At 51.7% G+C, this 20,827-nt stretch carries 16 protein-coding genes, 1 tRNA gene and 1 pseudogene; 10 read left to right on the plus strand and 8 right to left on the minus strand.

Annotated features, from left to right (window positions below; genetic code table 11):
- Window positions 1-92: 92 nt before the first annotated feature.
- Window positions 93-377, plus strand: a complete 285-nt coding sequence (locus NB640_RS09505; protein ID WP_269308472.1) for a type I secretion C-terminal target domain-containing protein — start codon at window positions 93-95, stop codon at window positions 375-377.
- Between the two features lie 72 nt (window positions 378-449).
- Here NB640_RS09505 and NB640_RS09510 read toward each other — a convergent pair whose 3' ends face one another.
- The 3 genes from NB640_RS09510 to NB640_RS09520 form a co-directional block, all read right to left on the minus strand.
- Entirely contained in the window at window positions 450-1,874 is a 1,425-nt protein-coding gene (locus NB640_RS09510; RefSeq protein WP_269308473.1) for an HlyD family type I secretion periplasmic adaptor subunit, read from the minus strand.
- On the minus strand, window positions 1,858-4,101 hold the full coding sequence (locus NB640_RS09515) for a type I secretion system permease/ATPase (RefSeq protein ID WP_269308474.1): 2,244 nt from the start codon (window positions 4,099-4,101) through the stop codon (window positions 1,858-1,860). Before NB640_RS09515 ends, NB640_RS09510 begins: the two co-directional genes overlap by 17 nt.
- A 69-nt stretch (window positions 4,102-4,170) precedes the next feature.
- Window positions 4,171-4,518 carry a hypothetical protein gene (locus NB640_RS09520; RefSeq protein WP_269308475.1) on the minus strand — a complete coding sequence of 116 codons (348 nt, stop codon included), beginning with the start codon at window positions 4,516-4,518 and terminating at the stop codon, window positions 4,171-4,173.
- A gap of 284 nt (window positions 4,519-4,802) precedes the next feature.
- Here NB640_RS09520 and NB640_RS09525 point away from each other — a divergent pair, with 284 nt between their 5' ends.
- Entirely contained in the window at window positions 4,803-5,486 is a 684-nt protein-coding gene (locus NB640_RS09525; protein ID WP_269308476.1) for a response regulator transcription factor, read from the plus strand.
- Between the two features lie 28 nt (window positions 5,487-5,514).
- On the opposite strand, the gene NB640_RS09530 is transcribed toward NB640_RS09525, so the two are convergent.
- The 3 genes from NB640_RS09530 to NB640_RS09540 form a co-directional block, all read right to left on the minus strand.
- The gene (locus NB640_RS09530; protein WP_269308477.1) at window positions 5,515-7,554 is read right to left on the minus strand and encodes a bifunctional diguanylate cyclase/phosphodiesterase; all 2,040 of its coding nucleotides are present in this window, start codon (window positions 7,552-7,554) and stop codon (window positions 5,515-5,517) included.
- 129 nt (window positions 7,555-7,683) lie between these two features.
- Entirely contained in the window at window positions 7,684-8,394 is a 711-nt protein-coding gene (locus tag NB640_RS09535; protein ID WP_269308478.1) for a transglutaminase-like cysteine peptidase, read from the minus strand.
- Window positions 8,395-8,474: 80 nt separating this feature from the next.
- On the minus strand, window positions 8,475-9,968 hold the full coding sequence (locus tag NB640_RS09540; RefSeq protein WP_269308479.1) for a TolC family outer membrane protein: 1,494 nt from the start codon (window positions 9,966-9,968) through the stop codon (window positions 8,475-8,477).
- 433 nt (window positions 9,969-10,401) lie between these two features.
- On the opposite strand from NB640_RS09540, the gene NB640_RS09545 reads away from it, so the two are divergent.
- Window positions 10,402-10,478: transfer RNA gene (locus NB640_RS09545), tRNA-Val, on the plus strand.
- 700 nt (window positions 10,479-11,178) lie between these two features.
- Here NB640_RS09545 and mscL read toward each other — a convergent pair.
- Window positions 11,179-11,610, minus strand: a complete 432-nt coding sequence (mscL, locus tag NB640_RS09550; protein WP_332880211.1) for a large-conductance mechanosensitive channel protein MscL — start codon at window positions 11,608-11,610, stop codon at window positions 11,179-11,181.
- Window positions 11,611-11,956: 346 nt separating this feature from the next.
- Window positions 11,957-12,732, minus strand: a protein-coding gene (locus NB640_RS09555; RefSeq protein ID WP_408637922.1) for an IS5 family transposase whose coding sequence is annotated in 2 segments (ribosomal slippage) — window positions 11,957-12,360 and window positions 12,360-12,732 — 777 coding nt in all. Because the reading frame shifts where the segments join, the coding sequence is not laid out codon by codon here.
- Window positions 12,733-12,875: 143 nt separating this feature from the next.
- Here NB640_RS09555 and NB640_RS09560 point away from each other — a divergent pair.
- The 7 genes and pseudogenes from NB640_RS09560 to NB640_RS09590 all read left to right on the plus strand — a co-directional run bounded on the left by NB640_RS09560 (window position 12,876) and on the right by NB640_RS09590 (window position 20,772).
- Entirely contained in the window at window positions 12,876-13,109 is a 234-nt protein-coding gene (locus tag NB640_RS09560; protein ID WP_269308482.1) for an MCP four helix bundle domain-containing protein, read from the plus strand.
- A gap of 86 nt (window positions 13,110-13,195) precedes the next feature.
- A complete protein-coding gene (locus NB640_RS09565) occupies window positions 13,196-13,984 on the plus strand; it encodes a methyl-accepting chemotaxis protein (protein ID WP_269308483.1) in 789 nt (262 codons plus the stop codon).
- 334 nt (window positions 13,985-14,318) lie between these two features.
- Window positions 14,319-14,828: a chemotaxis protein CheW gene (locus NB640_RS09570; protein ID WP_269308484.1), complete on the plus strand. Its 510-nt coding sequence runs from the start codon at window positions 14,319-14,321 to the stop codon at window positions 14,826-14,828.
- A gap of 58 nt (window positions 14,829-14,886) precedes the next feature.
- Window positions 14,887-16,614 carry a methyl-accepting chemotaxis protein gene (locus tag NB640_RS09575; protein WP_269308485.1) on the plus strand — a complete coding sequence of 576 codons (1,728 nt, stop codon included), beginning with the start codon at window positions 14,887-14,889 and terminating at the stop codon, window positions 16,612-16,614.
- 92 nt (window positions 16,615-16,706) lie between these two features.
- Window positions 16,707-17,857, plus strand: a pseudogene (locus NB640_RS09580) (IS3 family transposase).
- A 446-nt stretch (window positions 17,858-18,303) separates the two neighbouring features.
- On the plus strand, window positions 18,304-20,040 hold the full coding sequence (locus NB640_RS09585) for a methyl-accepting chemotaxis protein (protein ID WP_269308486.1): 1,737 nt from the start codon (window positions 18,304-18,306) through the stop codon (window positions 20,038-20,040).
- Window positions 20,041-20,262: 222 nt separating this feature from the next.
- Window positions 20,263-20,772 (plus strand): chemotaxis protein CheW, encoded by a 510-nt coding sequence (locus NB640_RS09590; protein ID WP_269308487.1) that lies wholly within the window; start codon window positions 20,263-20,265, stop codon window positions 20,770-20,772.
- Window positions 20,773-20,827: the final 55 nt, after the last annotated feature.

Below are 20,827 nucleotides of genomic sequence, written 5' to 3' on the forward strand. Positions count from 1 at the left end.
AGGAGAATGCTCCGGTGATACCACAGAATAATGTTGTTTTTTTTCAAAAGGTTTACAATACGGCAATTATGCGTTTGTTGCAGGGACCAGACATGAGCGAAGGCAGCACCCCGGATATCCTGAATATCAGTGATCTGGTCAGTGGCTATGAAAGTGATAATGCCAGTGGCGGTTATCTGAAATTTGATACGGTTGCCCAGAACAGTGATGGCACCACGACACTGAAACTGACAATCGGTACCGAAGAAACTTCGGCAGAATGTGTGCCTCTTGCCACCATTGTGATGGCAGGCGCTGATACCACTGGCGTGGATGCGGGCAGTTTCACCCAGCACATTCTTGAGCAACTGGTGCAGCATAACGATATCGTTTTCTAGACGACATTTGCTGTCAGGTGAATTGAAAAAGGCACGGTTGAACCCGTGCCTTTTTGTTTTGGTCAGACGGCTTTACCTTTCAGTCAGCGCGTTCTGCTTAGTTTTCAGAATCGGTTTCATGAGATAGCTCATGATGGATTTGCTGCCGGTCTTGATGCTGACGTTGGCCATCATGCCGGGAATGATCGTGAGGGGGTTTTCATCTGTGCCCAGATGGCTTTTCTTGGTGCGGACCTGGACCAGATAGAAGCTGTCACCCTTTTCATTCGTAATGGAGTCAGCGGAAATGTTTTCCACGGTGCCGTCAAGACCGCCATAAATGGAGTAATCGTAAGCGGATACCTTGACGGTGGCGTCCTGTCCCGGGCGAAGGAAACCCACATCGCTGGGACGTACCTTCGCTTCAATGAGCAGGTTGTCTTCCAGCGGCACGATTTCCATAACATCCATACCGGGTTGGATAACACCGCCAACGGTGTTGATCTTGATGGTCTTGACGATACCGTCAACCGGTGAACGGACCGTGGTACGGGCCAGCCTGTCTTCAGCGGCCATGCCGGTCGCGCTGCTGCCGGCATATTCGGCCTTGGCGTGTGCCAGCTCATTGGCGGCGTCAGAACGGAATTTGGCCAGCGCGCCTTCCAGCTTGTTCGCTGCTTCGGCAGCTTGCGACTGCAGGCGGGGGATCGCCAGGCGGGTGGCATCCATTTCACTGCGGATGCGTGTCACGTCACGCTTTAAGCGGAGGATTTCCACTTCGGAAACCACGCCTTGTTTCAGCAGGGGAAGAGACATCTGCAATTCCTTGTTGGAAATGTTGTAGGTGGCTTGCAGGTGACCCAGGTTGGAGCGTTTTTCAACCAGTTCCTGGTTGCGCTGGGCAACCTGTTCTTTCAGCACATTCTGGGTTGCGTCAAATTCCTCTTTTCTGGAATTGAAGAGGGCGATTTCATCTGCCACGATCTGGGGATTCTGTTCAGCCAGTTCATCAGGAAACTCAATCTGGTCCACGCCATTGGCTTCGGCTGTGAGGCGGGCGATCTTGGCCTGGAGCGCTTCTGTTTTTGCCTTGGTTTCACCGGCAGAGGAAGCAAAGCGTTTTTCATCGAGTTTCAGGACAATCTGGTCTTTTCTCACTACCTCACCGATCTTGACCGGAATCTCGGACACAATACCGCCTTCCAGGTTCTGGATTACCTGCACGTGGCTGGACGGGATGACCTTGCCTTCACCGTTGGTCACTTCATCAACCTTGGAAAAGCTGGCCCAGATGACGGCCAGCACCAGCAGGATCAGCGTGTAGCGGATAATGAGGAAGGTGGCCCGTGGCGGGCTGAGAAAGAACGCCGCCAGCTTGGTCGGCATGTATTTGATGTCTTCGCTGGCAGGAGGCGCATTGCGGTCAATGGGCGGCAATACCCAGTTTTTCAGGCGCTCAATGAAGAGCCTGCCTTTTTCTTTCGCTTCGGCAGCGATTTCTTCAGTTTTTTGCGACATGAAGTTTTCCTCCGGACAGAGCCTGCATAACTTGTTCTTTAGGACCATCCGCAATGATCTGGCCGCCATCCATGACAATCAGCCGGTCAACCATGGTCAGAAGCGATGCACGGTGGGTTACCAGGATGAGTGTATGGTTTCCAAGGTGCTGGGCCAGGCGGGTCTTGAAATTTTCCTCTGAACGGTTGTCAAGCGAGTTGCTGGGTTCATCCAGAACGAGTATGGGTGCGTCCAGGAGCAGCGCGCGTGCATTGGCAACAGACTGGCGCTGGCCGCCGGACAGGCCTTCTCCCCGTTCACCGACATGCATGTCAAAGCCCTGCGGATGGCGATTGACAAATTCAGTGACACCAGCGATTTCGGCCACTCTTAACACCATGGAGTCATCCACGTAAGGCGCACCGAGCACAATGTTTTCTTTTACCGTGCCAAAAAACAGCATGACGTCCTGAGGTACATAGCCAATGCTGCGCCGCAGATCCGCAGGATCAATCTGCTGCAGGTCGACGCCATCTACCCAGATGGAACCTTCTGTCGGCTCGTAAATGCCAAGGATCAGCTTTTCAATCGTGGATTTGCCTGAGCCGATACGGCCGATGATACCGACCTTTTCCCCGCTGCGGATGCGGAAAGAGATATTGATCAGTGCCGGTACCTGGGCTTCAGGATAGTTGAATGTCACGTTACGGAATTCAATATCTCCGCGGATGGTCGGACGGTGAATATAGTTTTTGCCTTCCGGGCGTTCAATCGGTAGTTGCATGATGTCATCGACACCCTGCACGGCAGAACGTGCCTGGAAGTAGCGGGTAATCAGGCTCGCTACCTGTGCCAGTGGCGCGGTGACGCGCCCGGTCAGCATGGAGCTGGCAATCAGGCCACCCATTGTCAGCATACGCTCAGAAATCAGGAAACAGCCGACAATGACAACCCCGATATAGGCAAGCTGCTGGAAAAGGCCTGACTGGTTGACGATGGCGGTGGTCAGGAGCTTGGAACGCAACGACAGGTCGCTTTGTTCGCCGATGATGTTTTCCCATTTCCGCTGGACGACACCTTCTGCGCCGACGGCCTTTAAGGTGTCGATGCCGGTCAGGGTTTCGATCAGGGTGGCGTGCTTCTGGGTGCCCAGGCGGAAGCTTTTCTGGATGACGCCCTGCAACGGGCGCTGCAATGCAAGCGCAATCAGGACAATAATCGGCATGATAACCAGTGGCACCAGCACCAGCGGGCCGCCCAGCCAGAAGATAACGACAAGGAAGAGAATGGTAAAGGGCAGGTCAATCATCGTTGTGATAGTGGCTGACGTGATGAAGTCCCTGAACATCTCGAATTCGGAAAGGTTGTTTGCCAGGCTGCCGACGGACTTGGGGCGGACAGCGGCCTTCAAGCTCATGATTTTTTCAAAGATGGTCGCTGACAGGATCACGTCGACCCGCTTGCCTGCGATATCAAGAAAATACGATCGCAGGGTTTTCATGATGAGGTCAAAGACATAGACAATCACAATGCCGATACCCAGTACCCATAGCGTGTCAAAGGCATTGTTGGGTACCACGCGGTCATACACGTTCATGGTAAAGATCGGGGTGACCAGGGCGAAGATGTTGATCAGGAAAGAGGCGACCATCACTTCGGAGTACAGTGGCATTGATTGCTTGAAAACCCCCCAGAACCAGTGCTGGCTTTTCGGGATGGTATTGTCCTGGGCGCGTGTATCAAATTTGAACGTCGGCCTGGAGAAGATGGCAACGCCGTCAAAATAGTTCAGCAGTTCCGCATTGGATATTTTGGTTTCCCCACCGTCGGATTCCGGCTGGATGATGGTCCAGACATTGGCTTCATCCCGTGCGGTTGCCACGCAGGCATTGCCGTTTTTCAGGAGAAGTACGCAAGGCAGCGTCAGCGGGGAGATTTTCATCAACTCGCGTTTGACCACACGGGCGGTCAGCCCGGCCCGGTTTGCCGCACGGATGAAAAGTTCCGGGGTCAGGCGGCCATCGTCCAGTGGCAGGCCGGCTGTCAGTGTCTGTGATGAAAACGGGTTGTGAAACAGTTTGGTCAGGATAACGAGGCAGCGTACCAGCGGGTCATCGGCAATGAGGGTTTCGACCGGAACCTGCCAGGCCTGAGCGGCGTCCCCTCTTGTTGCGATGGCACCATCCTGCTTGGGAGCAATCTGCGTATTTCCCGGCTCGTTTTCCGGTACGTTTACAGGCTGTGTCATGAATGTTTCGCTTCTGAAAGATTACAGTTCTGTTTGTTGTTTTTATTTCAGGGAGTGTATGACGTTTTTCTAGAGGATGGGTTTGTCATCAACCAGGATGTCATTTGTCTGGTCAATTTCCTCGCGCCGGGTTTTCTTTCTGAGAATTTTTTCCTGGGCTGCAATGGGCAATTCTGAAAAGAGAATCGTGCCTTTTGCTGTCAGCAGGTCGATCAGATCTTCCATAATACGGATTTGCTGGAAATCCTGGGCCAACAGTTCATGGAATTTTTTTTGTGGATCATTGCCGCCGGCTTCCCTGGTCAAAAAACCGAGAACTTCCGGATCTGAAAAAATCACAGGCGTATCATCTTCCCTGTTGGGTAATGCAGTAAGGGCGATGATCTCACCGTTTACATTTCTGATTGCATAGGGCATGTCTGTCTCACTGTCAGGTGTTATCTTTTCCTGAAGATATTACCCTATATTTTTTATTTTCATTCGTAATTGCGCCGTTATTGTTAAATGTTGCTGTTACTGTTATGATTTCTCAAAATTGCTTGGGCACTGTGTAATTAAAGTATAAAATTGCCTGTATGAAATAGTGTAAAGCAAAAATTGCTTGAATGAAACAGTTAAGTTTTTTCCAACTCAATCGTATAAGAAGATGACTAAATAAGTGGTTGAAAAAATTTCATGACGGTTCAGGGGGAGAATAAAGGGTGCTGATACTTGCTTCTGCAAGCAGTGAATTTTTCCATAAATGGGACGAGGTCGTCTCGCAACCCGATGCGGTTGTGCATGTCGGCAGCATTGACCAGTTGAAAGCATTACTGGAGATCAACACAACACGTCTTATTGTCCTGGATATGACCGTAAAAGACGGTAAGGATCCTGATATCCTGCGTGCCATTTCCGAAATCAAGAAAGGTGCCCGCCTGATTCTTTCCGGTATCCAGTTTACCCCTACAGCAGAACTGTCAGGGCTGGCAGTCGGTGCGGTTGCCTGCTGTTCTTCCTCTCTTTCCGTAGCGGAATGCCGGAAGATTCTCGATGTGGTTCAGCAGGGGGGCGTATGGCTTTCCAGTGCCGGTATTCCCGAACTGCTCTCCAAGCTGCGGGATTTTTCTGCCAGATCGTCCGACTCGGCGGCATTGGCTTCGTCGTCCGGTTCCAATGGCGCAGAAACCGCCCAGCCGGATGAAGCCGTTTTAAGCTGCCTGACCAAACGGGAACGGGAGGTTGCCAGGCTGGTTGGCAGTGGTGCCAGCAATAAGGATATTGCCCGCCAACTGGATATTTCTGACCGCACGGTAAAAGCGCATCTGACAGCGATTTTTGACAAACTCCAGGTTCAGGATCGTCTGCAGCTGGCACTGCGGGTTTCGGGCCGTCCGCCCGGCTGAAAAAAACCCGGCATGCGCCGGGTTTGATTTACTCTTCTTCCGTTTTTTTCGATGTCAGGATACCGCTACCCGGTGTGTTTGTCGTGTCAGGTTCTTCAATGCCATCTTTTGTCCAGATTGCCGGTCTGGAGAGGGCGTAACCGCGAACCCCGTCGACACGCAGGCTCTTGAGGATGTCGAGTTCTTTGGTGGTTTCGACAAATTCCGCAATGACAATGATGTCATGACTGTGTGCCATTCGTACAATCGAATCCACAAATTGCTGGTTGTCGCGATTTTCGTCGATGCCGCGAATGAAGCTGCCATCAATCTGCAGGTATGCCGGACGTAGCTGGGCAAGAAGGTGGACTGGTGTATTGCCCCGGCCAAAATGTTCAATACCCAGTTTTGCGCCGGTCGGCAGAATCTGTTCGGCCCATACCTGTGCGGCATGGAGGTTCTGGCTGATGGCATACTCGCTGAGCTCAAACAGCATGCGTTTGGCGATTTGCGGTTTTTCCCGCAGCCTGGTGACGACCCACATGACAAATTCCGGATCACGGATGGATGCCGGCATCAGGTTGATCGCAATCGGCTCGGTCGGGCTGCCGGGCTGCTCCAGCCTTTCCATTACTTCGTCGATTACCATGCGGTCAAATGCCTGTGTCAGGCCATGGTGGTTAACCATCGGGATAAAGATACCCGCCGGAATCAGCTTGCCGTCCTGGTTGGCAATACGTAACAGGACTTCGCTTTGCATGACCCTGGTGGTATCACTGCTGTCAAAGGTCGACTGCAAAAGCAGGGTATTGTGGCGGCGTTCGACGACATCACGCAGCAGCGCAATCCATTGGGTCGCCGTCAGGCGCTCAAATTCGTCTGCAGCGTGTTTTTTGTGCGCATAGAACGCGTTTTTACCCTGCATCTGGGCTGCACGCAATGCCATATCCACTTCAGACATTAGCTGCTGCATGGTCTGTGTGCTTCGGCAGGCCAGGCCAATATGGCCGATTTCATCAGTTGGTGCCAGGCCTTTCTCATGGAGCGACGGCAGCGCGGCGGCCAGGTCTTTTGAAAATTCCCAGCCGGCTCTTTCTGATATACCCGCCAGGGCAATGGCAAAGGTGGAACCGGAAAGACGGGCCGCAAAGGTTTCGTTGGCCGGACTTTTTTCAATCTGTGTCTTGATCAGGTCGCTGACACCGCGCAAGAGGGCGTCTCCGGCGCTGTGGCCGGACTGGTTGTTAATGGCCTGCAGATTGGAAATCTCCAGGAAGACGAGTGCGCCGTGCTCGAAATCATCGCCGGACTGCATCATGTGATTCAGTCGCATGGTGAAGTAGGCACGGTTGGCCAGGCCGGTCGTATTGTCGGTATAGGCTGCAAAGCGGATACGTTCCAGCGCTTCTTCCTGTTCACTGAAAATATCACGGATCTTGCCGGACATCAGGTTCATGGCGATGACAACACGCCGTAACTCAACGGTCCATGGCAGGCGGGTCTGGATGACATAATCCTTGTTGGAGATGGCTTCCGCCTGCTTTTCAACCGCGTTTAACGGACGGAGCACATAATGGATGGCAACGAGTGCCATGCCGAAAATAACAATGAAGGAACCGACAAACCAGAACAGGGACTGCACACAGGCTGCCCAGAGACGGATATAGGCGAATTCAGGATTGGCGCTGATATGGACGCTGCCTGCCTGGTTCCAGCCGTTCATGATCAGGGCTTCCCCATAAGGGGTTTCGAGCGGGAACATGCTGATAAACCAGCCCGGCACCTGTTTTGGCGGTTCGGCATCGGAACGCTCCACGATGACTTTCCCATCCATGCCATAGACTGTGATGTTCCGATAAAACCCGCTGTCAAAGAGTGCATTGATGTGGGTTTCCATGACGATGGTCTCGGATTCGGCCATGTAGGGAGACAGGATCAGCCCGAGTGACGTGGCCGTGTCCTGCGAGATGGTCTTTAACTGATCGTTCAGATAACCTCGCGTATTATGGACATTGATGGTGAATGTGCCGATGAAAAGCAGCACAAACAACGTGATGATAAGCAGGATGAGTTGTCGTCGCAGCGTCATGGTTGTCGTCTCCGGTTTGAGTCGTCTCTTTCGTTTTTACCTGTCAAAAAACCGTTCATCTCCACCATGAGAGATATTGTATGCGGGATGTTTCCGTATTGCTGTTTTTCTCTTTGTTTGTCCGTCATATCAGAATTCCTTCCCCATCCGGTTTTGCATCTCGCGCCAGAAACGGATGTTGCCTGAGCCGCCAACATGGCCCAGTGTTTGCGACTTGACCAGCCACAGGCCGTCACCGTTGAAGGCATAGACCGGTTTTAAGTCAGGGCGCTGGCTTGCCAGCTTGATATGCGGGATGAGGTTATCCAGTACCAGTGGAACGGCATTGGGCTGAGGGTAGTAGGTCAGTACCATGTGGGCTTCACTGATGGCCTTGACGTAAGTGATCTTCAGCTTGCTGTTATCCACCCCCAGCGCAACCAGGGTGAAATATTTGGCAATCGCATAATCTTCACAGTCGGCGCCGTTGGATGCCAGCATTTCAGCCGGAGTTGCCCAGTAGTCCTTTTTTCCCCAGTGTTTCTGGTCGGAGACATAGGGAACCTTGTTAAAAAAATTATTCACAAGCTGCAGTTTTTCCTGTTCGGGCTTGTTGCGATTCTCGGCTATCAGGCGCGACCATGCCTGCATGCGGTTTTTTGCGCCTGCGCCATATTTTTTTTCGGCGGCCGCGAGGTATTTTTCGCTGAATTCCGGCAGCACATCTGCGGCACGAAGCAGCAGCGGCAGGAATATAACCAGCAACAGAAGATACATAATGCGCAGCAAAATACGCATTCCCTGATGCAGGCGTTTTTCGTTGCCGAAAAAATTCGCTGTTGATAGTTCCAGAGCCCTCACATTTTGCATTATCACATAAATAATGTTTCTATGTAGAAACAAACCCGGCCGTGCCGGAGGGCAGGGTCGGGTTTATCTGGTTAGACGCTGAATCGGGTATTTAGTTGCCTGGCGCAGCTTTCACCCTGTTCTGCAGCGTCGGATTCCGGAACGAGGGCCGCTTCTTCAGCTGTAGCTTCTTCTGCCTGTGCGACCGGGATCTGTTTCAGTGGTTCGGCGTAATCCGAACGGCTCCACGGGTTGGTCCAGCCGACACGCTGTGTTGCATCGGTATCAACCAGGTGCTGTACGCCCAATGAATGGAGCAGGCGACCCATGTCTGCCATGAGACGGTAGCCGGCAAAGAGTTCCAGATACTGACCATTGACGTATTCAACTGTTGACGTGTAGTACTCGTTTTCGGTATCCAGCAAGTCGATCAGGGTACGCTGGCCGATGGAGAATTGCAGCGTATAGGCATCACGGGTTGCCAGTGCAGAATCTACGTGCTGCTTGAGGTTGGGCAGGCGCTCACGGACGGATACCAGGGTATTCCAGGAAAGCGCAGTGCTCTGGTCGAGCTGCATTAGCGTACGCTTGTTGATTTCCATGGCTTCATAGGAAAGCTGCTTGGTTTCGCCAAGGCGGGCCATGTCAGCGCCGCCACGGAAGATGTTCCATCGCATACGCAGCATAATATAACGGTCGTCACTCGGGCCTTCGACACCACCGGTGTTATCGTAATCGGTCATGCCGCCTTCGACATCCAGACGCGGGCCAAACGGTGATTTGGCAGCATGGTATTGTGCATTGGCCGCTTCAACATCTGCCTTGGCCTGCTTGAGCAGCGGGTTATTGTCGCGGGCGACTTCCATCGCGTTTTCGAGACTGGTCGGCATCAGGGCGTCTATCGGCAGTTCCGGCTGGAAGAGGTCATCCGGATGGGTGCCGGTGTAGCGCTGATAAGCAATTTCCACGTCGCGCAGGTTGGCTTCTGATGAAACAAGATTGGATTTGGCCAGTGCCAGACGAGCTTCAGCCTGGTCCAGATCAGAACGGCGTCCAACACCGCTTGCAGCGCGCATATGAATCTGGTCGTAGGTTTTCTGGTGGTTGTCCAGATTTTGTTTGGTCAGGCGAACCGTTTCGCGCATCCGCAGCACATCCAGATAGGCCTCGACAACACGCAGAGCAATCTGTTCGGAAGTTCCGGCTGTCTTGTACGCTGCAGACTGCATGCGGGCCTTGTTGCGCTCAACTTCAAAATAGGTGCCGAATGTCTGGAAGATGTTCCACTGAACCGTCAGCGACTTCTCCTTGCGGTGCAGGTAGTGGCTCCAGCGATAGCCGGTATTGCTGTTTTTGGCCTTTTCGCTACCATAGCCCCAGCCCACATCGGCACTGGGCAGGTAGCCGCTGTATGCGCCAATCAGGGCTTCATCGATCGATCTGCGGTGCCGGGCGTCTGTTGCAATATCGGGATTGGTTTTGATGGTATGGTCAACAGCAGCAGAGAGCGTTGTCTGTGCTAACGCTGTACCGGAAAGCACCAGAAAGATGCTTCCGATAGCGGCTGAAATAAACTTTAATTTCATTGATGCGCCTTTTTGTTCATCATTATCAGAAAAACAGTCGAAAAATATACCCCCTGAGCAGCCTGCTGTCTAAAAATTCCCAGAATATTTTGCAGATGCGTAACTTTTATCTTCCTTGAGACACTGAGGGCTTATGGTCAGGAAAAACAGACAAAAAATATCGAAACCTGCCGTGCTCAAAAAAGGTGATTGGTAGAGCTTGTCGTTTCAGTATTGCCTTTTTGTCATGAAATGTTTCCGGTCAATTATAAGCCGATTAATTTCAGCTTATGTGGAAGTCCATGCAATATATTTCAAAAAGAGAAATATTTTTGACTTGCCTGTTGTTTTTGCGCAACAGGTTTTTTTGGAGAAATAGGCAAATTGAATCGTTTTTGCGCAAAGACAAAAAAAATTGCCTTTTTTTTTATCCCTGTTATAATTCCCCTTCTTTAGGCGCGTAGCTCAGCTGGTTAGAGCACTACCTTGACATGGTAGGGGTCGTTGGTTCGAGTCCAATCGTGCCTACCAAATCTGTTAAATCAATGATTTGAAGAATAAAAGGGGCAAATATATTGCCTCTTTTGTTTTTTGTCGGCAGAATGCTTGCGGGCATATTGCCCGAATCATTTATCGCAAGGACAGCCTTGAGATACCAGTGGCATCAGTCATTCGGGAAAGGACGTTTTCTGTTTCCTCAACGGGATATCCTGAAGACAGGCATTGTCTGTTTTCCTGCCATCTTCTTCCATCCAGGTATCGTTTTCTGACAATGTCATGCACGACATTAATGTAACTAAAGACATAAGCGTAGCAAGCCGTTGTTATGGCAGATATAAAAGAAAATAAAATAAATGAGGTTTTTTTGCGATTCTCTGTTTTTAAGAGAATTGTGCATTTTTTATCCGAGGGTTTTGTTGTTAATTTGATATTACACGGCAGTCAGCCCCTGTCTTGATAACCAACCTCGGAGGAAGTTTTCCCCAGGCGGAGACCCTCCGAAAAAAGAAAGCGAATCCTGTGTCATTTTGCGCATGATGTGCTCTCTTTTCCGGGAGGTCTGCGTGTCACTGTGTGATGCCGTGCCATCTGGATTACCTGGATGAATGGAAAAAGGCTGGCGATGGTGTGAACCGGTATGCCTGAAATACCGCCATCGCCGGAAAAACACGGCATTTCAGGGCGGATCAGGCGCTCATGGTGCGATAGGCGATGGCTTTTCCCGATCGTTTTATTCGCCCGATGCCGACTGGTTCTGTTCTTTCAGCAGATCACGTATTTCTGCCAGTAGCACTTCTTCCTTGCTGGGTAACGGCTCTGCGGCCGGCTCATCCGCTTTCTTCAGATGCAAGCTGTTAATGCCCTTGACCACCAGGAAAATGGCAGCGGCGATAATCAGGAAGTCAAAGGTTGTCTGGATGAAGTTGCCGTAATTGAGTGTTACGGCGGGCACGACATGCCCGGCGGCATCGGTTGTGGCATGCTTGAGCACAATCTTGAGATCGGTAAAGTTGACGCCCCCCACAAGCAGGCCGATCGGTGGCATCACCACGTCCGATACGATGGAACTGACGATTTTGCCAAAGGCGCCGCCCATGATGACGCCTATGGCCATGTCCATCACGTTTCCCCGCATGGCGAATTCTTTAAATTCTTTTAGCATTCCCATTGTGCCTGCCCTTCAATTTTGAGTTGTTGTTGCGTTAAAGAAATAATTATTATCATCCGGTAATTTGACTTCCTGATTTTCCAGGTTGTCTTTTTGATAATAAACGACAAGTCAATGCAGTCAGGCCATTTTACAAATGAAGTGGCTGCATGGAAACCTGTTTACAGAAAACAGGGTTTTACAACAGTATATTCGGCTTTGTATCACCGGATCACCGGTCTTGAGCAAACCGGAAGATGCATAGGCAAAACGAATGTGCCGTAAGGACAGGGGGAGGCAGCGATCAACAGGCTGGCCTTTTTGTCATGATTGTTTTTTGAGCAGAAGTTTTAGATAGCGTCTACTTGAGTATGATTAACGCATTCAACCAAAGGGCGATACAGCGCACCTGCACAGCGGCAGCAAATGTCGCGAGATTTTTTGCGTATCTTGTGGCAATACCCCGCCAACGCTTGAGATAAAGAAAGGCATTTTCCACCAAGTGACGTTTCTGATAAATCTGCCGATCATAGTCTGTTTGCACCTTGCGATTCCTTTTTGGGGGTATGACCGGTATGATGTTGCGGGATTTTGCATGGTCAATAATGGCGTTTGAATCATAACCCCGATCCGCCACCAGATGGCGAGGGGATATCCCATCCATTAACCGTGAAGCCTGCGTACAATCTGCAACGGTACCCGATGTGACAAGACATCTGACCGGCATACCATTCGCATCCACGGCCAGATGTATTTTTGAGTTGAGCCCCCTTTTGTGCGCCCCATGCCCTGGTTGCCTCCTCTTGCACCAGCAGCATGGGGGTGAATCTTGATGTGACTTGCATCTATCAAAAGCCATTCAAAATCAGGCTCATCTATCAGGATTTCCAGCAAGCGCTCCCATATGCCCTTGTCGCGCCAGCGGATGAAGCGCTGGTGAACGCTTCCCCATTTTCCGTACTCCTGCAAAAGATCACGCCAGGGGGCGCCTGTGCGTAATATCCAGAATACAGCATTAATGAAGGTGCGGTTATCTTTGGCTATCCTGCCCCATTGACCAGGCTGTCCTGGAAGGTGGGGCTCAAGTAAAGCCCAGGCCTGGTCGGATATGTCGTGGCGTCTGTACGCTGGTCTCATGGAATCTCCTGTTAAAGGGTGGTCTTCCTATAATGATCATCGCTTCATAACATCTGCCATCTGGCAAACAGAGGGAGTTTTATCTCTTATATCTCATGTAGACACTATCTAAACAAAATTTAACCTGAGAACGGAGAATTCTTATGAAGATAGGTGCACGTCTTGCACTGGGTTTTTTGCTGATGATTGCCCTTATTACCAGTATGGCGGGGGGTGGTGTCTGGGAGTTTTCAAGTATGGACAGCAACGTCAAGAGCATGCTGGCTGATTCTGTCGGCATGGAGCGTCCGGCTCGCGCATGGGCGCGTGCAGCGTCCAACCAGGGCCTGCTGATCTATGGCATCTCTTTGCGGACCCCGCTGAAATCAAACGTCTAGCAGACCAGATGGATGGCTAGGGAAAAGAGATTGATAGTCATCTGGCCGGTATCGAAGGGCGCAATCTGGTTCCGGAAGAAAAGCAGATGTTCACGGAAATTGCCGCCAAGCGTGCCACCTATCGCAATGCGCTGGCAGAGCTGTACAAGATGAAAGGGGTGGCGGGCTCAACGTCAGTCGGGTCGGAAGCGTTGCTTAAACATCTCAAACAGGCAGTGGCTCCGGCACGAAATGCTTATGTCCAGAGTGTTGATGCTTTCCGTGATTATGAAGTCAGGCAGGCTGACGAGAAAGCGGTTGAGGTGGATCAGATGGCAAGGACAGGCAGGATGATTATGCTGGGGTCTGCTGCTGTGGCAATTATTGTGGGTGTAGTGGTTGCCGGGATTCTGACAGTAGGTATTACCCGCCCGATGAATGAAGCCGTACATATTGCTGAAACCATTGCAGGTGGAGACCTGACCAGCCGTATCGAGGTGCGTTCCCGCGATGAGACCGGCCAACTCATGCAAGCCATGAAAGACATGAACGACAGCCTCTTCAATGCCGTTACCCAGGTACGCCAGAGCGCGGATACTATTGCGACAGCTTCCTCCCAGATTGCCTCCGGCAACCAGGACCTTTCCGCGCGGACCGAAGAACAGGCCAGTTCGCTCGAAGAGACCGCGTCCAGTATGGAAGAAATCACCTCCACCGTACGCCAGAATGGAGACAATGCCAGGCAGGCCAACCAGCTGGCCACCCAGGCCGCCGATATGTTCTGCACCGGCACCTGTGCAAGGCAAACCGCCCGTGCGGCACCCGGCTGTTCCAGCCAGGAAGGCGCCGGCACTTCCCCATGCACCATCGTCTTCGCCAAGGTCATCGGCAAATGATAATGAGGACTGGGAAAAGTTCTAGCCTCATTCATGCCTTCAACAATAAAAGCCGGGATTTTCCCGACTTTTTTGCATGTCAAGGATGATTTAACCCGGTGGGATGCGTGGAGGCTGCTGATAGTGCAATGGGTGCATCAAACAAAAGATGCTGAAAAACAGGAATATTCTGGCCATGTCTGAAAAAACTGAAAAAATAGATAAAACCTCGTATGAGGGTGTTTCCATACGTCAATATTTGGTTATAATGCTTCGGGTGAGGTGTTATTTTTATCAATGTCAAATAAAAATAACACCTTGTGCTGATAACTGAACTTTTTACTGAAAGAAAGCAATGGTAACGAACCTTGAACTTACTAATGCATCTTCAAACACCGTGGCATCCGCGCCGCAGGAGTATCTGGCCTTCAGGCTGGGAAATGAAGAGTACGGTATTGATATCCTGAAAGTCCAGGAAATCCGGGAGTACGAGCCGACAACCAAGCTGGCAAACGTACCCGGCTTCATTTTAGGGCTCTCCAATCTGCGGGGGGCCATCGTTCCCATCATCGACATGCGCATCAAGTTCAATCTTGGTGAAGCCAACTACGACCATCTGACCGTGACCATCATCCTCAATATAGGGGAGCGGATCGTGGGAATGGTGGTTGATTCGGTATCGGATGTCATAGCGCTTACTCCCGAACAGATCCGTCCTGCACCGCCCATGGGCACACTGATGGACACAGACAACTTGATTGGTCTGGGAACACTGGAAGACCGCATGCTGATCCTGGTTGACATTGAAAAGCTGATGTCAGCCCCGGATATGGGGCTCTCAGATACGGCATTGCCAAGGGAATAAATGTCTGAAACCGGGTTTGTCTTGTCAGATCCATTATGTAAAAAGCGGGGAGAGAAACATGAAAATAGGTGCACGTCTGATCTCAGGGTTTATCCTGATTTTGATCATGATGGCGACTGTGGCCGGTGTCGGTGTTTATGAGCTGCAAAAGGTAGCCGCTGAATCTGATTATACGATGAAAAACACCGTGGCCATCGAGGGGTACGCCCGGGAAATCTGCAAGAATGCAGAGGGTTTCGGATCAATGGCACGCGCCCTCGGCGTTGCCGCCAGTGATGAAAATTTCCAGCAGCGCAAAAAATCCCTGGGCCAGTATACCGAACAGATTGACCATTATCTCGGCCTGATCAACGAACTCAAGATCGATGCGGAAGCAAAGGTGCTGCTGGAAACGGCCAAGAACCACCGTGCAACCATCCGCAGCCATGTCGCCGAGATTATCAAGCTCTATGAGTCCGGACGCAAGGACAAGGCGGCCGAAATTGCCACCACGGTGCTGGTCACGGATAATGAGGCATATGTAAAAGGTTTCGAGGCGCTGCGCGATGCGCAGATCAAGCTTTCCCAGACCGCGGCAAAAGAAATCCAGAGCGCTTATGCGACGGGACGCACGATCATCCTTGCGATAGCCGCTGCCGCCATCATTATCGGCCTCATCGTCGCCTGGCGTTTGACGGCGGGCATAACGGGCCCGTTGAACGAAGCAGTAAAAGTCGCGCAGACCGTGGCATCCGGTGACCTGACGAGCCGTATCGAAGTCAAGACCACCGACGAGACCGGGCAGCTCATGCAGGCCATGAAAGACATGAACGAAAGCCTGTACCATGCTGTCTCCCAGGTAAGAACCAGTGCCGACACCATCGCCACGGCCTCGGCCCAGATTGCCTCCGGCAACCAGGACCTTTCCGCGCGGACCGAAGAACAGGCCAGTTCGCTGGAGGAGACCGCGTCCAGTATGGAAGAAATCACCTCCACCGTACGCCAGAATGGAGACAATGCCAGGCAGGCCAACCAACTGGCCACCCAGGCCGCCGATATCGCCACCAAAGGCGGCGATGCAGCCGGGCTTGTTGCCGACACCATGAAAGAAATCGAAGACTCCTCCAAAAAAATCGTCGACATCATCAGCGTCATAGACGGCATCGCCTTCCAGACCAACATCCTTGCGTTAAATGCAGCAGTAGAAGCAGCACGAGCAGGCGAACAGGGCCGTGGGTTTGCCGTAGTGGCCACCGAAGTACGGAGCCTTGCCCAGCGTAGTGCCACAGCGGCGCGCGAAATCAAAGACCTCATCGATGATTCAGTAGACAAAGTCTCCACGGGAACCGAACTCGTCAACAACGCTGTTACCACCATGCTCGAAATCGGTGAGAGCATCCGTCGGGTCAACGACATCATGAACGAAATCACCATGGCCACGCAGGAACAGGTCCAGGGTATTGAGCAGGTCAACCAGGCAGTGACCGAAATGGACACCGTCTCGCAGCAGAATGCAGCACTGGTAGAAGAAGCGGCGGCGGCAGCCGAGAGCCTTCAGGGCCAGGCGAAGGCGCTTGTCGAGGTGGTCAGCATGTTCAGGATGGGTGCTGTTGCAGCCGCGCCGGTTGTTGCGGCTGCACGTCCTGCGGTCCCGTCGGCATCACCCAGGCCCGCCCTGAAACGGCCTGCCGCTGCTGCACCGGCCCGCCAGGTGAAAACGGCGCCTGCCAGGGCCGCCGCACCGGCATCGCTTCCGGCAAAAGTCGCTTCGGATGACAGTGATAACGGTGAGTGGGAAGAGTTTTAGGATATGCTCATCTCATCCAGGAAAAAGCCGGGCAATACTGAACTGCCCCCCAAAAGTTGGACAAAGTCTGACGAATTGGAGGTGCAGTTTTCATGTCAAAATATCCCGAGGCATTCAAATTAAAAGTTATTAACTACCATCTATCTGGCCAAGGCGGCACCATCAGGACGGCCCAGCAATTTGGCATACCCAGAATAAACGTTCGCACCTGGATATGTGCCTACAAGCGAAATGGCGTTGAAGGCCTGAGCCATCGAGGCCGCCGTTATGATGGCCAATTCAGGTGCCAGGTTGTAGAACACATGCATGAACACGATCTTTCATTAAATGCGACTGCCAAGCATTTCAATGTCTTGTTTAGCACAGTCGCCTTATGGGATAAAATCTACCGTGAAAGAGGAACAGATGCCTTGTTAAACACCAAACGAGGGCGCCCATCTTGCTGAGAGTGGCTCTCCTTTCCCGGAGCACCTTTTACTACCATTGCAAAAAGAAAGCGGAGCCGGACAGGTATGCCTTGGAAAAGCAAGCCATCCAGAATACCTTTCATCAGCACAAAGGGCGTTATGGCTATCGCCGGATCACTTGTGTCATGAGACAACAAGGCTACATGATTAACCACAAGACAGTCCAAAAGCTGATGAAGCAGCTAAACCTGGCATCCTTCATTCGCATCAAAAAATACCGTTCTTACAAGGGGCATGTCGGGCAGGTTGCGCCCAACCTGCTGCAAAGGCAATTTGCAGCAGGGCAGCCGAACCGGAAATGGGTAACGGATGTGACTGAATTCAATGTTTCTGGAGAAAAGCTTTATCTGTCACCAGTCATGGACTTGTATAACAATGAGATCATTGCCCATCGCCTCGCCAGGCGCCCACATTTCGATATGGTCGAGAAGATGCTCACAGAAGCAGTATCCCATCTGAAGCCGGGGGATACGCCGATGCTTCACTCTGATCAGGGATGGCAATATCAAATGAAACCCTACCAAAAAATCCTGCAACGGCATGAAATCACCCAGAGCATGTCGCGCAAGGGAAACTGTCTGGATAATGCGGCGATGGAAAGTTTCTTTGGCACGCTGAAGTCAGAGTGCTTTTACATCAAAAAATTTGATTCTGTCGAACAACTGGAATCAGAAATAAGGGAGTATATCCACTACTATAATCACGATAGAATCTCTTTGAAACTAAATGGCCTGAGTCCTGTGCAATTCAGAACTCAGGCATCTTTAGCCACTTAAATTTCCGTCCAACTTTTGGGGGTCAGTTCATACCCGGCTTTTGAACACGCGCCGCCTGGGCATGATGCGCAGGCGGCTGTTCCCGCTTTGTCATAAAAAAATGCCGTCGTTCAAGGAAATGAAAAAATTGCAATTTTTTTGATTTTATTGCGTTAGGGACTTGCTTAAATTTTCCCCGGGAAATTTGATTTCTTCACGGTAACAAATTATATGTAAATGTAGATATATGATTTTTGCTTTTTGAGGCCCCGTGCACTTTTCCGCATCCTGAAGCAGGAAATTGCGCAGGGTTTTATAATGAGAAAACGAGGTTAACAGAATAAAAAAACTCTGAACCCCCCCGGTTTGGCAATTCCGGCAAGAAGTGCCGCGCAGGTTTCAGTGAATGATCCTGAACATAATTGAAGTCAATTCCAGCATGATTTAATGCAAACGGGAGAGTAAAAATGAAAAATATAAAAATTGGCGCCAGGTTGACCCTGGGATTCCTGATTGTCATTGCCCTGCTTCTGCTTACTGCCGGCGCAGGGATTTATGAGTTGCGAAAAATCGACAAGGGCATGGATGACATGATGGAAAATGCCATCACTGTCGAACGCGCCACGCGTCAATGGTCAAGGGCAGTCGGCAATCACGGCCTGGTCATCTATGGTTTTGCGTATGCCCAGCAGCCTGACATGATCAAGCGCTTTGCAAGCCAGATGGCGGGGTACTCACAGCAGATTGACGAGCGGATCAAGGGCATCGAATCGCATCCCCTGAGTACAGAAGAACTGAATATGATGAAGGAGATGGCTGTCAAACGTGCCGCCTACCGTGAAACGGTAACCGAGTTGTTCAAGCGCAAGCACGTGAGTATCAGTGGTGAAATACTGGGGCAGACTCCCGCTTTTACCGAATTGCGTGAGTATTTCATGAGCAATGTGGTGCCGACCCGTGACGCCTATGTGCAGGCGGTTGACCAGTTCCGGGATCATAAGATCAAGCAGGCAGGGGATGTTGCGGTGGAAGTAAAAGACGCCAACCGCCTGGGGCAGATGCTTCAGGCAATCATCACCGCCATTGCCGCGGTTGTTGCCCTGTTGCTGGCCTGGCGTTTGACGGCGGGCATAACGGGCCCGTTGAACGAAGCAGTAAAAGTCGCGCAGACCGTGGCATCCGGTGACCTGACGAGCCGTATCGAAGTCAAGACCACCGACGAGACCGGGCAGCTCATGCAGGCCATGAAAGACATGAACGAAAGCCTGTACCATGCTGTCTCCCAGGTAAGAACCAGTGCCGACACCATCGCCACGGCCTCGGCCCAGATTGCCTCCGGCAACCAGGACCTTTCCGCGCGGACCGAAGAACAGGCCAGCTCGCTCGAAGAGACCGCGTCCAGTATGGAAGAAATCACCTCCACCGTACGCCAGAATGGAGACAATGCCAGGCAGGCCAACCAGCTGGCCACCCAGGCGGCAGACGTTGCCACGCGCGGCGGCGAAGCGGCGCGGCTTGTCGCCACCACCATGAGCAACATCGCCGAATCCTCCGGCAAGATCGTCGACATCATCAGCGTCATCGACGGCATCGCCTTCCAGACTAACATCCTGGCGCTGAACGCAGCCGTTGAGGCCGCACGCGCGGGCGAACAGGGCAGAGGCTTTGCCGTCGTTGCCACCGAAGTGAGGAGCCTTGCACAGCGTAGCGCGACCGCGGCCCGCGAGATCAAGGACCTTATCGACGACTCCGTCACCAAAGTCTCCACCGGCACCGACCTCGTAAACAACGCCGTCAACACCATGCTCGAAATCGGAGACAGCATCCGGCGGGTGAACGACATCATGAACGAAATCAGCATGGCGACGCAGGAGCAGGTACAGGGCATCGAGCAGGTTAACCAGGCCGTAACCGAGATGGACACCGTCTCGCAGCAGAACGCGGCCCTGGTGGAAGAAGCGGCGGCTGCGGCCGAGAGCCTGCAGGACCAGGCCCGGGCACTGGTCAACGTAGTCAGTATCTTTAATACCGGTGCACCGCAGTTGACGCATACCCAGGCCTTTAAGTCTTCAGTCGTTTCAGCCCCGAAGGCAGCGCCTGTCAGACGCCTTTCGGGGGTAGCGGCAAAACCGGTATCGGAATCGGCTTCTCTTATCATGGCAAAGGCATCCGGAGCTGATGAAGATAACTGGGAGGAATTTTAAGCGCTGAGTTTGTGTCAAAAGCCGGTAGATAAACCGGCTTTTGACATAAAATAATAGATAAATGTTTATTTATCAGAAAAACACTTGATAAGGTTGCTCGAAGGAAATATCATTGACATTAACGCTTTCAAACGGATGGTTTGAAATTGATGGGCATATGCTTCATGCGAGCAAAATTATCTTCATGCCGGTGATAACGGCACTTGAATAAAGGTGAATGAAATGACAGTGAACTATGAAACTGCCACAGAAACCGGTACCAAACCAGCAGTCAAGGATCTGCCAAGGGAATATCTTGCTTTCCGGCTGGGAAATGAAGAGTACGGCATTGATATCCTGACAGTCCAGGAAATCCGCGGTTATGAAATCAGCACGCAGGTTGCCAATGCGCCCTATTTCATGAAGGGCTTTTTAAACTGGCGTGACATCATTGTGCCGATTCTGGATATGCGGATCAAATTCAATCTGGGCGAGCCGAATTATGACCATCTGACCGTGGTGATTGTGTTGGAGATTGAAGAACGTTTTATTGGTATTGTGGTTGATTCGGTATCCGATGTGATGTCGCTGACACCGGACCAGATCCGTCCGGCACCCTCTATGGGCACGCTGATGAATACGGATACCCTGATTGGCCTGGGCGCACTGGAAGACCGGATGCTGATCCTGATGGATATCAAGAAACTGATGGTTTCACCGGAAATGGGTTTGGCTGATATCCCGAATTATTGATGCGGCAGGTCATCAGCCCCAAACAGAAAAGCCGGATGAAACATCCGGCTTTTTT

Origin of the sequence: Oxalobacter vibrioformis (genome assembly GCF_027118995.1) — a bacterium.
In the GTDB taxonomy this organism is placed as follows: domain Bacteria; phylum Pseudomonadota; class Gammaproteobacteria; order Burkholderiales; family Burkholderiaceae_D; genus Oxalobacter; species Oxalobacter vibrioformis.

Excerpts from the sequence above, each read along its gene's own strand:
- NB640_RS09505 (WP_269308472.1), top strand. The coding sequence starts at position 93 with ATGAGCGAAGGCAGCACCCCGGATATCCTGAATATCAGTGATCTGGTC.
- NB640_RS09590 (WP_269308487.1), top strand. The coding sequence starts at position 20,263 with ATGACAGTGAACTATGAAACTGCCACAGAAACCGGTACCAAACCAGCA.
- NB640_RS09585 (WP_269308486.1), top strand. The coding sequence starts at position 18,304 with ATGAAAAATATAAAAATTGGCGCCAGGTTGACCCTGGGATTCCTGATT.
- NB640_RS09510 (WP_269308473.1), bottom strand. The coding sequence starts at position 1,874 with ATGTCGCAAAAAACTGAAGAAATCGCTGCCGAAGCGAAAGAAAAAGGC.
- NB640_RS09575 (WP_269308485.1), top strand. The coding sequence starts at position 14,887 with ATGAAAATAGGTGCACGTCTGATCTCAGGGTTTATCCTGATTTTGATC.
- NB640_RS09515 (WP_269308474.1), bottom strand. The coding sequence starts at position 4,101 with ATGACACAGCCTGTAAACGTACCGGAAAACGAGCCGGGAAATACGCAG.
- NB640_RS09530 (WP_269308477.1), bottom strand. The coding sequence starts at position 7,554 with ATGACGCTGCGACGACAACTCATCCTGCTTATCATCACGTTGTTTGTG.
- NB640_RS09520 (WP_269308475.1), bottom strand. The coding sequence starts at position 4,518 with ATGCCCTATGCAATCAGAAATGTAAACGGTGAGATCATCGCCCTTACT.
- NB640_RS09560 (WP_269308482.1), top strand. The coding sequence starts at position 12,876 with ATGAAGATAGGTGCACGTCTTGCACTGGGTTTTTTGCTGATGATTGCC.
- mscL (WP_332880211.1), bottom strand. The coding sequence starts at position 11,610 with ATGCTAAAAGAATTTAAAGAATTCGCCATGCGGGGAAACGTGATGGAC.
- NB640_RS09565 (WP_269308483.1), top strand. The coding sequence starts at position 13,196 with ATGTTCACGGAAATTGCCGCCAAGCGTGCCACCTATCGCAATGCGCTG.
- NB640_RS09540 (WP_269308479.1), bottom strand. The coding sequence starts at position 9,968 with ATGAAATTAAAGTTTATTTCAGCCGCTATCGGAAGCATCTTTCTGGTG.
- NB640_RS09570 (WP_269308484.1), top strand. The coding sequence starts at position 14,319 with ATGGTAACGAACCTTGAACTTACTAATGCATCTTCAAACACCGTGGCA.